At 46.7% G+C, this 13895-nt stretch carries 10 protein-coding genes; 7 read left to right on the top strand and 3 right to left on the bottom strand.

All coding sequences use genetic code 11. The features are described 5' to 3' along the window. Window positions 1–153: 153 nt before the first annotated feature. From lepB to ABQ275_RS17525, 3 genes are all read left to right on the top strand, one after another. Window positions 154–1344 carry a signal peptidase I gene (gene lepB / locus ABQ275_RS17535; protein ID WP_349314454.1) on the top strand — a complete coding sequence of 397 codons (1191 nt, stop codon included), beginning with the start codon at window positions 154–156 and terminating at the stop codon, window positions 1342–1344. Window positions 1345–1356: 12 nt separating this feature from the next. Continuing rightward, window positions 1357–2319 carry an alpha/beta fold hydrolase gene (locus ABQ275_RS17530; RefSeq protein WP_349314453.1) on the top strand — a complete coding sequence of 321 codons (963 nt, stop codon included), beginning with the start codon at window positions 1357–1359 and terminating at the stop codon, window positions 2317–2319. A 65-nt stretch (window positions 2320–2384) separates the two neighbouring features. Continuing rightward, complete coding sequence (locus ABQ275_RS17525) at window positions 2385–3833, top strand: glycoside hydrolase family 30 beta sandwich domain-containing protein (protein ID WP_349314452.1); 1449 nt, start codon at window positions 2385–2387, stop codon at window positions 3831–3833. A gap of 136 nt (window positions 3834–3969) precedes the next feature. Here ABQ275_RS17525 and ABQ275_RS17520 read toward each other — a convergent pair whose 3' ends face one another. Next, window positions 3970–4179 carry a hypothetical protein gene (locus ABQ275_RS17520; RefSeq protein ID WP_349314451.1) on the bottom strand — a complete coding sequence of 70 codons (210 nt, stop codon included), beginning with the start codon at window positions 4177–4179 and terminating at the stop codon, window positions 3970–3972. A gap of 303 nt (window positions 4180–4482) precedes the next feature. Here ABQ275_RS17520 and ABQ275_RS17515 point away from each other — a divergent pair, with 303 nt between their 5' ends. Beyond that, on the top strand, window positions 4483–7506 hold the full coding sequence (locus ABQ275_RS17515; protein ID WP_349314450.1) for a PVC-type heme-binding CxxCH protein: 3024 nt from the start codon (window positions 4483–4485) through the stop codon (window positions 7504–7506). Between the two features lie 11 nt (window positions 7507–7517). Here the strand turns inward: ABQ275_RS17515 and ABQ275_RS17510 are convergent, their stop codons facing one another. Together ABQ275_RS17510 and ABQ275_RS17505 are read right to left on the bottom strand one after the other, a co-directional pair. Further along, window positions 7518–8444, bottom strand: coding sequence for a D-glycerate dehydrogenase (locus tag ABQ275_RS17510; protein ID WP_349314449.1), 927 nt, complete (start codon window positions 8442–8444; stop codon window positions 7518–7520). A gap of 57 nt (window positions 8445–8501) precedes the next feature. Beyond that, the gene (locus ABQ275_RS17505) at window positions 8502–11006 is read right to left on the bottom strand and encodes a cation-translocating P-type ATPase (RefSeq protein WP_349314448.1); all 2505 of its coding nucleotides are present in this window, start codon (window positions 11004–11006) and stop codon (window positions 8502–8504) included. 173 nt (window positions 11007–11179) lie between these two features. Here ABQ275_RS17505 and ABQ275_RS17500 point away from each other — a divergent pair, with 173 nt between their 5' ends. From ABQ275_RS17500 to ABQ275_RS17490, 3 genes are all read left to right on the top strand, one after another. Next, complete coding sequence (locus ABQ275_RS17500) at window positions 11180–12679, top strand: glycosyltransferase family 39 protein (RefSeq protein ID WP_349314447.1); 1500 nt, start codon at window positions 11180–11182, stop codon at window positions 12677–12679. Between the two features lie 131 nt (window positions 12680–12810). Beyond that, entirely contained in the window at window positions 12811–13500 is a 690-nt protein-coding gene (locus ABQ275_RS17495; protein ID WP_349314446.1) for a hypothetical protein, read from the top strand. Window positions 13501–13508: 8 nt separating this feature from the next. Continuing rightward, a complete protein-coding gene (locus ABQ275_RS17490; RefSeq protein WP_349314445.1) occupies window positions 13509–13889 on the top strand; it encodes a hypothetical protein in 381 nt (126 codons plus the stop codon). The last annotated feature ends 6 nt before the right edge of the window (window positions 13890–13895 follow it).

Here is a 13895-nt window from a genome sequence, read left to right as displayed (position 1 = left end):
ATTTACAGAAACCATTTTATCTTGTAACGCTTTTTTATATAAAGAAACTTTACTGCGCTTATTATGCAGCACTTTACGCTTATATAATTTTTTTAATGATTTAATTTTATTTAGTTAAATTGTTCAACACTTATTTATCCTAAAGCATATTCCATGAGGTTTACATATAGGAAGAAAAGGAACGATGGTGGGGAGCAAAAGAAAAAATCCAGGCTCAGAGAATGGATAGAGGCAGCGATTTTTGCTGTTATTGCTGCCACCCTTATCCGTACTTTTCTTTTTGAAGCCTTTGTGATCCCCAGCGGCTCTATGGAGAAAACCCTGCTGGTACACGACTACCTGTTTGTAAGTAAGATCAGCTACGGCCCGCGTATTCCCATGACACCGGTCGCCTGGCCTTTTACACAACATACCCTGCCCTTCACTAAAAGAACAAATGCGTTTTCTACTATTGTAAAATGGAAGTACACCCGGCTCCCGGGATTTTCTGCTATTGCACGCAATGATGTAGTGGTGTTTAATTACCCCTGCGGAGATACTGTACTGAAGGAAGAAAACGGCGCTGATGTGGACTACTACAGCATGGTACGCACATTGGGTTATAAAGATGCCGAAAAAGTATACGGCCAACCGGTGATACGCCCGGTAGATAAAAGGGAGAACTGGATCAAACGCTGCGTAGGCGTGAGTGGCGATACTTTGCAGCTGATCAGGGGCGTACTCTATGTGAATGGTGAACCGGCACTGGTACCCCCTTATTCGATGACCTCCTACCGGGTAGTGCCAAAAGAAGGCCACGCATTTAATGATCATCGCCTGGAGGAGCTGGCACTCAATAAAAATGATGGCCACCGGCCGGGAGCCGACTCTACAGAATTTATTTATGATCTCAGCCCGGATAATGTTAAAACATTGACGCTGGAAGGAACAAAGGTAACGCCCAGGCTGAAGGAAGCATGCGATGACCGGGTGTTTCCTTATGATCTGGAGAAGTATCCCTGGAATGAAGATAATTACGGCCCGGTATATATTCCTGCAAAAGGCGCTACCATACACCTGGATACGCTCGTACTGCCTTTTTATAAACGGATCATCACCACCTATGAAAACAATACACTCGAAGTAGTGGATGGAAAAATTTACATCAACAAACGGGAAACTTCTGCCTATACTTTTAAAATGAACTACTACTGGATGATGGGTGATAACCGGCATCAGTCCACCGATTCCCGCTTCTGGGGCTATGTTCCGGAAGATCATATTGTGGGTAAAGCCTGGCTTATCTGGCTGAGCTATCATAAAAATAAGATCCGGTGGAGCCGGTTGTTTACGGCGATTAAGTAATTTCGCCTCATTATGCCGGTATTAAACCATTCAGACTATCAAGCGCCTTTTCTATTGCAGAATCGTCATATGCTCACGATCTATCCTTCTTTATTCCGTAGTATAAAGCCGGTAGATTATCAGCGAACGCGCATTACCACACCGGATGAGGACTTCCTGGATCTTGATTTCAGTGAAACAGGCAGTGACCGTATTGTAGTGATCCTGCACGGACTGGAAGGGAATTCTACCCGGAAATATGTGCTGGGTATGGTGCGTATTTTTAATGAAGCAGGGTTTGATACGGTATCGATGAATTTCCGTGGTTGCAGTGGAGAATCCAATAAAAACCTCCGCTTTTATCATAGTGGTGAAACCGGCGACCTGGATACGGTCGTGAATTATCTTATCTCACAAAAAAAATATAAAGCAATACACCTGGTAGGCTTTTCGCTGGGGGGAAATGTTACGTTGAAATATATAGGGGAAAGGGGGAGAGATATTAATGAGATGATTAAGTCGGCAGTAGCTATCTCTGTGCCTTGTGATCTGAAGAGCAGTTCAGCGGAGCTGGAAAAAAAGCACAATATCATTTATATGCAACGTTTTGTGCGCAGCCTGGGACATAAACTGGTACTGAAGAAAGCACAATTTCCCGAGGATGTGAACCTGGATGATTATGATAAGATAAAAAGCTTCCGGCAGTTTGATGACAGGTACACCGCGCCCATGCATGGTTTCAAGGATGCCCTGGAATACTGGGAGCAATGCAGCTCCCGGAAATACCTGCACCAGGTAAATATCCCTACCTTACTGATCAATGCCAAAGATGATCCGTTCCTGGGTGCTGGTTGTTTTCCATATGAAATCGCCAGTGGCAGCGAATACTTCTACCTGGAAACACCGCATTATGGTGGTCATGTGGGTTTTGTAAGATTTGGAGAAGATTATTACTGGTCGGAACAACGGGCGTTGGGGTTTATTCAGACAGTATAATGGCTTAACTTTGGAGAAGGAACAGGACACCATCATTGAGCTGATTTTTCTTAAAAACATGTATCATGAAACAACTCTTATATATCGCAGCCCTCCTATTAGGCTCCGCAAACGTAGTTAGTTGCAATGGAAACAAAGCGCCTGACCAGCAGACGCCCGTTACACCTGATACAACCGTTGCAAAAACAGATGTGAGCTTTTGGTTAACAACACCTGATAAATCAGCGGCGCTGCAAAAACAGAATGTCAGCCTCCTGTTTACAAACAACGATAATGGTTCTCCTACCATTGATGTGGATGCTACCAAAACTTTTCAAACCATCGACGGCTTCGGGTTTACACTCACCGGTGGCAGTGCAACACTGATCAATAAACTACCCGCAGCAGCACAGGATGCGTTGTTGAAAGAATTGTTTTTAACAGCTGATAATGGTATCGGCATCAACTACCTGCGCCTTAGCATCGGCGCATCTGATCTGAGCGCCTCCGTATTCACATATGATGATATGCCGACCGGACAAACAGATCCGGACCTGAAATCTTTCAGTATTGATAAAGAAAAAGAAGACCTGATACCGGTGTTGAAAAAGATCCTGGTATTGAATCCGGCAATTAAAATATTAGGCTCTCCGTGGACCGCCCCCGCCTGGATGAAAGACAATGAATCCTTTATCGGTGGTAGTTTAAAGCCCTCTTATTTTCAGACCTATGCCAATTATTTCGTGAAATATATACAGGCGATGAAAGCGGAGGGGATTACGATAGATGCCATCACGCCACAGAATGAACCCCTGCACCCCGGCAATAATCCCAGTATGCTGATGCTGGCGCCTGACCAGGGTAGCTTCGTGAAAAATAACCTGGGACCAGCTTTCAAAGCAGCCGGTATCTCCACAAAGATTATCCTGTATGATCATAACTGTGACAAGCCCGAATACCCGATTTCCATTTTGCAGGACCCTGCTGCTTATGCATTTGTAGACGGGTCGGCCTTTCATCTGTATGGCGGCGCGATCACTGCACTGACTACCGTACATGATATGTTTCCTGATAAAAATGTTTACTTCACAGAACAATGGTCTGATGGAAAAGGTAGCTTTTCAAATGAGCTGAAGAATAATACCACTAACCTGACCATCGGCGCTACCCGCAACTGGAGCCGCAACGTATTGCAATGGAACCTGGCTGCTGATGCCCAATGGAACCCGCATACCGATAAAGGTGGCTGCACACAATGCCTGGGAGGTGTTACTATAGATGGTACCACCATCACCCGCAATTCCTCTTACTACGTCATAGGACATGCATCTAAATTTGTTCCTGACGGTTCTGTAAGGATTGCTTCCAATATCACCAACCAGCTGGATAATGTAGCCTTTAAAACGCCCGCCGGCAAAAAGGTGTTGATTGTGGTGAATAATAATAATCAGCCGCAACAGTTTCAAATCAGGGTGGATGGTAAACTGGTAGGCACCTCTCTGAATAGCGGTGCAGTAGGAACGTATGTTTGGTAGAAAAGGATTTACGAATTTTTTGATTTATGAATTTTGGGATTTAACATGCAGCGAAGACCAAAGTATATGCTTAAATCTCTTGCATGTTAAATCCCAAAATTCATAAATCAAAAAATTCGTAAATTCGTAAATCCTTTCACGGGTTGTCTTCGTCTTCTTCTGCTTCGGAATTTTCATCTAGCTCTTCATCATATTCCAGTTCTTCCTGGTCTTCCTCATCTATATTTTCTGTCCCCTGGAAGGTGTTGTCGCTTTCTGTCTGCTGGAATTCGCCGGTTTCTTCCCGCTTGCTGGTAGTAGGGCGTCCTTTAGGATCGGGTTGGGTTGCCTGATTACGTTTTTCCATAAAATAAGATTTAGTTTAGTGATGTGTCTATAGAAGGAGGCGCAAAGACTAAGCCATGTCAGGAGGTATTCATTTACAACGAAATAGGGGAAAGCTGCGAAAATAAATACACAACCAGGTGGTGAATTTGTGGAACGCAACGGGAAAAATGCCTGTTATTCTTCTATTATGTGATTTACTAAACGTTCCGTTGAAAGGAAATAAGGAGATACCCCGGATGGCTGTTTCTTTCAGAGAGATTTTAATTTGTGGTATTTTTTTCTATTTTTATACGTGTTAAACTAACAATTATTAATTCCACGTATGAAACACTTCCCTTTTATTTGGGCGCTTTTGCCTTTGATAATCAGTGCATGCCAGTCGCCTACGAAGCCCGCCGAAAAGCCTCAACCGCTCACAGAGGCGGAGTTGCGTATGCCGGAGAATGCTGTGAAAGGACTGAAAACAAGGGAGGGCCTGACCACTTCCCTGTTTGCCAGCGAGCCTACTATCACCAATCCCACCAACATGGATATAGATGAGAAAGGAAGGGTGTGGATCACAGAAGCCTATAATTACCGCAACCAGATCAATCCAAGCCATCCTTATAAAAAGGAGGGCGACCGGATCATGATCCTGGAGGACCTGGACGGTGACGGCAAAGCAGATACAGCCAAAGTTTTTTACCAGGATACTACGATCAACGCAGCACTGGGCATTTGTGTACTGGGAAATAAGGTAATCGTATCATGTAGCCCTAATGTATTTATTTTTACAGATACCGATGGAGATGATAAGGCAGATAAGAAAGAGCTGTTGTTCCGCGGTATTGGTGGTGAACAGCATGATCACGCCATCCACGCATTTACGTTTGGCCCTGATGGTAAGCTCTACTTTAACTTTGGTAATGCAGGCGACAGCATTCTCGATAAGAATGGAAAGGTGATCAAAGATGTGGACGGGAATGTGATTGCCAACAAAGGCAAGCCTTACCGGCAGGGCATGATCTTCCGTTGTAATATGGATGGCAGTGAGCTGGAAGTGATGGGACATAATTTCCGTAATAACTATGAAGTGGCGGTAGATGCCTTTGGCAGTATGTGGCAGAGTGATAATGATGATGATGGCAATCGTGGTGTGCGTATTAACTATATCCTGGAACATGGTAACTATGGCTATACTGATGAGATGACCGGCGCCGGCTGGCCATCGCGGCGTATGAACATGGAAGACTCTATTCCTTACCGGCACTGGCATCTCAACGATCCGGGAGTGGTACCCAACCTGTTGCAAACAGGATCGGGTTCTCCTACCGGCATGGTGGTATATGAAGGCGATCTGCTGCCGGAGATATTCCGGAATCAGATGATCCACAGTGAACCGGGACATAATGTAGTAAGATCTTACCCGGTAAAAAAGCACGGTGCCGGCTATACGGCTACAATTGAAAATATCCTGGAAGGTGATCAGGACCAGTGGTTCCGGCCTTCAGATGTATGTGTGGCGCCGGATGGCTCCCTGTTTGTGGCCGACTGGTACGACCCCGGCGTTGGTGGTCACCAGGTAGGTGACCTGAACCGTGGCCGTGTTTTTCGTATAGCCCCCACCGGGAGTACCTATAAAATTAAAGCGCCGGCATTGAATACGACGGAAGATGCTATTGCAGCGTTAAAAAATCCGAACCTCAGCACCCGTTACCTTGCCTGGACGAAACTGCATCAGCTGGGAGCAGCGGCAGAAAAGCAATTGCAGGAAATGTATGCCGATAAAAACCCGCGCTATCGCGCCCGTGCTTTGTGGCTGCTCAGCGCCTTACCTAACGGTGCTACCTACGTAGAGCAGGCGATGAAAGACAAGGACGAAGATATCAGGATCACCGGTATCCGTGCGGCCAACGAATTGAAGCTGGCCTATGGCGGCCAGTTTTCAGCAGATCCTTCGCCACAGGTGCGGCGGCAGGCGCTGATAGGCATGCGTCATAGCAAAGCGGCAGATATGGCCACTAACTGGGCAGCACTGGCCAATCAATATGATGGCAAAGATCGCTGGTACCTCGAAGCCCTGGGCATTGCCGCCGATGGCAACTGGGACGCCTGCTTCGATGCCTGGATGCAACTAAACGGTAACAACTGGAACACCCCGGCCGGCCGCGATATTGTATGGCGCTCCAGGGCTGCTGCCGCATTGCCACTGCTGGCACAGCTGATCCTGGAACCGAAAAATGATCCGCTGCATAACCTGCGTTACTTCCGTGCATTCGACTTCTTCCCGAAATCACAAAGCACGCCTGTGTTACTGGGCTTATTAAACGGTCAGCATCCGGCGCAGAAAATGATCAATGCACTCACCTTTATAGAACTGGACCCGGTGTCATTGCCCCAGACTCCCGGCATGAAATCCCTGCTGCACAGCAGCCTGGACACCATGAAAGGAAGCATGGAATTTGTAGACCTGGCGCTTAAATACAAACTCAACGATCAGAATAAAGTGCTGCTGCAAATGGTATTGCAAGGCACCAATGATGAGCTGAAAGGCTATGCCATGAAAACATTGCTGGGCTTCGGTGGCCGCGCGATGGTGGAAAGCGAGATGAAGAAGGATACTGCAACGGCTTTTACATTGCTGAATGCCGTTGGCCGTGCGCAGGATCAGGCAGGCCGCCAGGTGTTGATCGCTACTATTCAGAACAACGTATATTCCTTACCGTTACGCATGGCCGCTACCCGTAAAATGGGCGGCAGCTGGGATGGCTATGGCGCTCTTTGGGACATGATTGAGCATAAAAAACTGCCGGCAGACCTGGATACAGTCGCTAAAAGCATCGTGATGCATTCCTGGCGTCAGGATGTGAAAACGAAGGCCATCGCATATTACGAGCCGGCGGCTGTGAACAAAGACCTGCCTTCCATCGACAAACTGGTGGCCATGAAAGGAGAAGCCGGCAACGGTAAGAAAGTATTTATGAGCTATTGCGCCACCTGCCATGTGGCAGGTAATGAGGGAGTGAATTTCGGACCTGCCTTATCTGAAATAGGTGGCAAACTCACACCGGGCGCGTTGTATGATGCTGTCATCCATCCTGATGCCGGTATCAGCTTTGGCTTTGAAGGATACCTGTTTAACCTGAAAGACGGCTCGCAGCTGCTTGGCTACATCGCCGGGGAAACCAAAGACGAAGTGGAAGTAAAGATGGCCGGTGGTGCCGGCGCAAAGTTGAAAAAGAACACCATCGTATCCCGCAAACCATATGAACATTCGCTGATGCCAACAGGGCTGGCTACAGCAATGCAGCAACAGGAACTGGTGGATCTGATAACATATTTATCTTCCTTAAAGAAAGCAAAATAATTATCAGGCTACTATAAAGAAGTAACCTGATTCGGTAATGCCATGTCATTCATAGCGGCAACAATATTCTTTGCTGCTATCACTGACATGGCATTTCTCGTTTCTATAGTAGCCGAGCCAATATGCGGTAATACGGCTACCGTGGGCATTTCCAGCAATGGATTGCCGGGAGCCATTGGTTCGGGGTTAGTAACGTCCAGTCCGGCGCCCCAGATAGTGCCCGCCTCTAATGCGGCTATAAGGTCTTTTTCTTTGTGAATACCTCCTCTGGCTGTGTTGATAAAGATAGCCGACGGCTTCATTTTTCCGAAGGCGGCATGATCAAATTTGCCGGTTGTTTCAACGGTTAATGCAGTATGTACAGAAAGTACATCACTTTGCGCCAGCAGCTCTTCAAAAGATACCCGTATGGCGCCCAGTTCTTTTTCTGCTGCTTCATTGCGGCCCCGGTTACAATAAATCACTTTCATATTGAAGGCGCTGATACACCTTTGCGCCATTACATAACCGATGTTGCCCAGTCCCCAGATACCAAGGGTTTTCCCTTGTACTTCCATACCGAGGTTGGCAGTGGGTTCTGTAAAGCCCCAGTCTCCTTTTATAATTCTTTTATGTTGATAAAAAGCTTTGCGGGAAACAGACAGCATCAGCAGGAATGCAGTATCAGCAGTAGCCGCGCTCACTACACCCGGTGTGTTGGTGATGGGTACGCCCAGTTCGTTGGCAGCAGCAACATCTACCTTGTCGTATCCTACAGATAATAAACTCACCACTTTCAGGTGGCGGCATTGCTCCAGGAAGGGGCGGTCTATTTTATTATCACTTGCCAGCAGCAAGGCGTCGTATTGCTGGCAATGCGCCACCAGCTCTTCCTGTGTAAGGTTACGCTTTTCTGTCCATTGGGTAACGCTTACGCCTGCACGTTGCAGTAATGTCATGCCATTTTCCGGTATTATCCGTGTTGTAAAAACCCGCATAGTAATTTTGATATTTTATTATTTTGATATTTTTCTGACTGCAATCAATTTCCAGATTTCGAACCACAGCACAGATACCGCGCCAATTCCGGCACAAAGCAATAGTTCGCGGACGTTGAGCGGGGCAATACTGAAGAAATCTGATACCGGCGGTACATACAACATTACTGCCAACAGGAAGAGTGTAATGCAGATAATACCGACCAGTAATTTGTTATTATTATTACGCATACTACTGATGAAAGAATAATAGAAAGAACGGTTCACCAGCGTAAGCAATATGTTTGCCATAATCAGCGTAGTAAATACCATACTGCGGGTATTTACTTCGGCATATCCCTGCGCTACACTCCACTGATAGGCGGATAATACGCCTGCGGTGATCATCAATCCCTGGAGGATACTGATATTCATTTCCCGGAAGGAGAGGAATGTTTGTGTAATAGGGCGGGGTGGTACCAGCATCGCGTTTTTTTCCATGGGTTCATTTTCATACACGATGGAGCAGGTAGGCCCCATGATCAGCTCCAGGAAGATAACATGCACGGGGCTGAAGATATCGGGGTAAACCCATCCCAGGAATAAAGGCAATGACACCGTCAGTATAATAGGAATGTGAATAGAGATGATATATTGTATCGCCTTTTTGATGTTGGTATAGATTCGTCTTCCCATGGCTACGGCATCCACCATACCGGAGAGATCATCATTTACGAGGATCAGCGCCGCGGCCTGTTTGGCTATTTCCGTACCTTTTTTGCCCATGGCGATGCCTATATGTGCTGCTTTCAATGCCGGTCCGTCATTTACACCATCGCCGGTCATGGCTACCACTTCGTTGTCTGCCTTTAATGCATTGATGGCGGCCAGTTTTGCTTCGGGAAACATACGGGTGAAAATATTTACGTCCCGCAGTTGTTGCTGCATCTCCGGCATATCCAGCTGCATCAGTGCTGCGCCGTCTGTTGCCTGATCGGGTTGCCGTAGTCCTGCCTGCCTGGCAATGGCTTTGGTGGTGGTGCTGTTATCTCCCGTAATAATTTTTATAGCAATACCTGCGTTGTAAAAGTGTTGGAACACCTCGTTGATATTGGCTTTGGGCGGATCGTAAAAAGCAACCAGCCCGATGAAGGTAAATGGTAATTCCTGTTGCGCAGCCGGGAAATCGTTGCCGGTAAAGGAAGAGGAAGCAACACCCAATATCCGGTAGCCTTTTTCTGCCAGTGATTTTATTTGTCCGTTTATTTGTGCTGCAGCTTCGCCGGTCAGTGCGCATACTGCTAAAATGGCTTCCGGCGCACCTTTGGCGGCAATGATACGATGCCCTTCCTTATTTTCAAAGATATGGGTCATCATAGGCGGCTTGCCTTCCAGTGGATATTCGTGGATCATGCTGTACTGCGGGCGCTCGTCCGCTTGTGTGATGGCTGTGTACAGGTTGTGCAGGGTTTTCTCCATCGGATCAAACGGCACGGGTTCACTTGCCCACATCGCCACGTTAATCACTTCCTGCGGCCAGTTATCTGTTTCGTATAAAGTATGATCTGCTGCGTTGTAGACGGCTTGCAGGCTCATCTTGTTTTCTGTGATGGTGCCTGTTTTATCGGTACAGATAACCGTTGCGCTACCCAGTGCTTCTACGGTCCGGATCTTTTTTACGATGATACCTAGTTGCATGAGCCGCCTGGAACCCAGCGCCATAAAGGTGGTGAAGGCTACGGGGATTTCTTCCGGAAGGATAGACATTGCCAGGGTGAGTCCTTTCAACAGGCTGTCCATAATACTGCCGCTGCGGATATAATTGACCAGCCATACGGCCAGGAAAACGGCAATACCTATGAAGGCCATCCATTTCACGAAGTTCCGGATCTGTAGTTGTAGAGGGGTGGCTTCTTCCCGGATGTTGAGAATGGCGGTGCCCAGTTGTCCTATTTTAGTGTGGCTGCCTGTTTTTTCCACCCGGCAGATAGCCAGGCCAGACACTACCACAGTGCCGCTATACACCTGGTTATCTTCACTATCCGCCTGCTTAAACACCGTATAGGCTTCACCGGTAAGGGTGGATTCATTCACAGAAAAATCGTTGCTGTGTATAATCACGCCATCTGCATTGATGGTGCTGCCTTCCTCGATCAGGAGCATATCGCCGGTGACGATATCAGCAGTAGGAACGGACTGCAATACACCGTTGCGGATTACTTTACTGAGTGGTTCATTCATTTTCTCCAGCGCCTCCAGTGCTTTCCTGCTGCGGCTGTCCTGGTAAACAGAGATGCCGGATACCACTACAATGGCTGCCAGCATGAAGTAGGCTTCTCCCCATTCCCCCATGATGAAGTATATAACGGTAACGGCTATCAGTAGTAACAGCATCGGTTCTGCCAGCAGCTCTTTCAGCAACCCGAGGAGGGGATTGCCATCCGGTAAAGGAGGAACATTTCGGCCATACTGCTGCCGGGAGTCCGCTACTTCAGCGTCATTCAGTCCTTTTATATTTTCTGGGAGATTAAGTTTACCGGTCATGCAAGGAGGTTTTTAGCAGGATGATCTGATAAAGATAGAAAATTAGGTAAGTTGTAAGTAGATATTTGAGAAGATCTGACTGATAGGCAGATTTAGCCGGCTTGCCACCGTAACTCATTCGGCATGGGTATTGCTAAGGTGCGTATATTGCATTATAACTGTCGCACTTAATCATGGGGAAAACTGCCCGGGGGGTTAGCTTTATTGGATATATCACCGCAAATAAGCAGCTGCTTGCGGCCATTTGCATCATCGCCGTATTGAGATTTTCATTTATAGGCATAATGGGGTTGATGCCACAGGATGCCTATTATTATTTTTACGGGCAACACTTTGCACTTTCTTATTTTGATCATCCACCGGCTATAGCGTGGATCCTGCGTGCATTTACGGATCTATTCGGCAGGCATGCCTTCGTCATTAAAATGGCGGATACACTGGTAACGCTGTGTACTGTTTTTGCTTTTTACCGGCTGTCCGGGTATTTCCTTTCCAGGCGCCGCGCCTGGAATGCTTTGCTATTGCTGTATTCCACGCTGATGGTGACGTTATTGTCCTTGGTATCCACACCGGATGTGCCGTTGCTGTTGTTCTGGAGCTTATCGCTGATTGCTTTGTACAAGGCGGTATTTGAAGGTAGTAAAGCCGCGTGGATATGGACAGGTATAGCCATGGGGCTGGCATTCGACAGCAAGTACACGGGTATCTTTTTACCGGTTGGTACGGTACTGTTTTTATTGTTGTCCGGTACACACCGGAAATATTTGTTGTCGCCGTGGTTCGGGTTGAGCGTCGTGTTTTTCTTCCTGACAATTTCGCCGGTCGTGATCTGGAATGCGGATAACCAGTTTGCGTCTTTCCGTTTTCAGTCATCCGGCAGGGTGAGTGGTGCGGAGCTGCATCCGTTGGACTTCTTCGGTGTTTTAGGGCACCAGGCGGCTATCCTGATGCCGGTATTGTTAGTGGCATTGTTTTATTATCTCTATAAAGCAGCGCGTAAATATGGCTGGCGGATCATGCAGATCCCGGCGGATAAATTATTTCTGTTGAGCTTTTTTTTACCGGTATTCCTGGGCTTTCTGCTGTTGTCACCTGTGTATTGGGTAAAGCTCAACTGGATGATGCCGGCTTATATAACCGGGATCATCTGGGTAAGTACCTGGTTAGGGATGAAATACATCCGCTGGCAATGGATTGTTTCTCTGGTGATTCACCTGGCGCTGGCAGTGGAGATTATTTTTTATCCGGTGCCTATTCACTCTGACGATACGATGATCGGCTGGAGTGGATTGGGAACAGGCGTCAAAGCATTACGTGCCGAATATCCGGATGATTTTATTTTTGCCGCCGATGATTATAAGACGAGCGCCATGCTGAATTTTTACCTGGGAGAGATGGTGTATTCGCGGAATATCATCGGGGAGAATGCTTTGCAGTTTGATTATATAGGCACGGATGTACAGGCGCTCAAAGGCAGGAATGCGATCTTTATCAATTCTCTGACAGATGTAAATGACGATATCGATGAAGAAGCCTTTGTAAAACAAGTCCGGCCTTTCTTCGATACTGTGGAACCTTTGCCACCAATTGTGGTAAAACAGCATGGTCGCGTAGTACGCAAGTTCCTGGTATTCCGTTGCCGGGATTATCATCCGCCGGTAATGTTGCCATAATTACAGATATCAATCATCCCGTTGACGAGTATCATCTCCCATCCTGATCATCGTCATTGTTCAGGAAAAAGAGCAGTGCTACTTTTGTAGTGACGGAAATGATTTATACTTATTAATAATATGTTTTTGATATGTTTGCCGGTATTTTTTCTTCCTCTCTACAACGGAAATTTTGCGAAGGGTTTCTCTTTTATCCATTTAAACAATTGCGGCGGTATGGTAATGCCATCTATAAGCAGTACAACAATAAATCAGGTATAAAAATTTTGCTGGATGTACAGCGGGATATATTTGACTTCAGTAGTTATTATGCCGGTGAAGTGGCCCGCACTATACAGAAGATGGCGCACCCCCAGGTGGAAAAAGTGATGAAGCAGCTGGAAAGCCTGTATGTGGTGAGCCGGGAGGACAAACACCATGGCCTGATTATATTACCGGAGTTTAACGAACGGATCATACACTTCTATGGTGAGCTGAATACTTTTCAGTCGGTAGTACTGGCCAACCTGGAAGTGGAAGTAAGGATGGCACTCAATCGCAATATGGATGAACGGGTAACCGTTTATTTCAATGCAGACCATCACCATAATGTGCAGAAGCTCTTGAAAGGGTTAATTAAGGAGAGTAATAAAACTGTCAAATATATACAAATATGTATGTTAGATGATAGTATTTATACTGATATTTGTGTGGATGGAATCATGGACAAACTGATAGCTGCTATCAAGGAACTGACATTGACACAGGAGCACCTGGTGGGGCTTTTGCAACACTGGAAAGGACAGCAGCTATTGAATGGGCGACAGATTTATTATAACTAGTATGTATTATGATGGAGAATCCGGAAAACAGGAAGAGAACGTACCTGGATGATCAACAGCTGTGCAGGTCATGGATCAAAACACTGGAAGGGTTAAGGAAGGAAAACGGACTGCTGTTGAACAGGTTGGCGGAAGCTCTGCGTGATGTGGATGATCCTGCATTCCTGGTGCAAGCAGAAGAATTTCAAACGAGGATGCTGGAGAAGGAAGAAGCCCTGGTACTGTTACGGCATGAAGTGCTGGAGCAACTGGACTTCCTGGATATTCTGCCGCAACCGCTACCCGAATCACCACATCAATATACGGTGCTGGATAGTGATGTACAGAAAATGGTGCTGGACTTTAACCAGATGAAAGATGCGTTTGCCCGGTTTATTATGGCCTGGTAATCTGTA

Source organism: Chitinophaga sp. MM2321 (assembly GCF_964033635.1).
Classification (GTDB): Bacteria; Bacteroidota; Bacteroidia; order Chitinophagales; family Chitinophagaceae; genus Chitinophaga.
This window is presented reverse-complemented; position numbering and strand designations above follow the sequence as displayed.

Excerpts from the sequence above, each read along its gene's own strand:
- lepB (WP_349314454.1), top strand. The coding sequence starts at position 154 with ATGAGGTTTACATATAGGAAGAAAAGGAACGATGGTGGGGAGCAAAAG.
- ABQ275_RS17530 (WP_349314453.1), top strand. The coding sequence starts at position 1,357 with ATGCCGGTATTAAACCATTCAGACTATCAAGCGCCTTTTCTATTGCAG.
- ABQ275_RS17525 (WP_349314452.1), top strand. The coding sequence starts at position 2,385 with ATGAAACAACTCTTATATATCGCAGCCCTCCTATTAGGCTCCGCAAAC.
- ABQ275_RS17520 (WP_349314451.1), bottom strand. The coding sequence starts at position 4,179 with ATGGAAAAACGTAATCAGGCAACCCAACCCGATCCTAAAGGACGCCCT.
- ABQ275_RS17515 (WP_349314450.1), top strand. The coding sequence starts at position 4,483 with ATGAAACACTTCCCTTTTATTTGGGCGCTTTTGCCTTTGATAATCAGT.
- ABQ275_RS17510 (WP_349314449.1), bottom strand. The coding sequence starts at position 8,444 with ATGACATTACTGCAACGTGCAGGCGTAAGCGTTACCCAATGGACAGAA.
- ABQ275_RS17505 (WP_349314448.1), bottom strand. The coding sequence starts at position 11,006 with ATGACCGGTAAACTTAATCTCCCAGAAAATATAAAAGGACTGAATGAC.
- ABQ275_RS17500 (WP_349314447.1), top strand. The coding sequence starts at position 11,180 with ATGGGGAAAACTGCCCGGGGGGTTAGCTTTATTGGATATATCACCGCA.
- ABQ275_RS17495 (WP_349314446.1), top strand. The coding sequence starts at position 12,811 with ATGTTTGCCGGTATTTTTTCTTCCTCTCTACAACGGAAATTTTGCGAA.
- ABQ275_RS17490 (WP_349314445.1), top strand. The coding sequence starts at position 13,509 with ATGATGGAGAATCCGGAAAACAGGAAGAGAACGTACCTGGATGATCAA.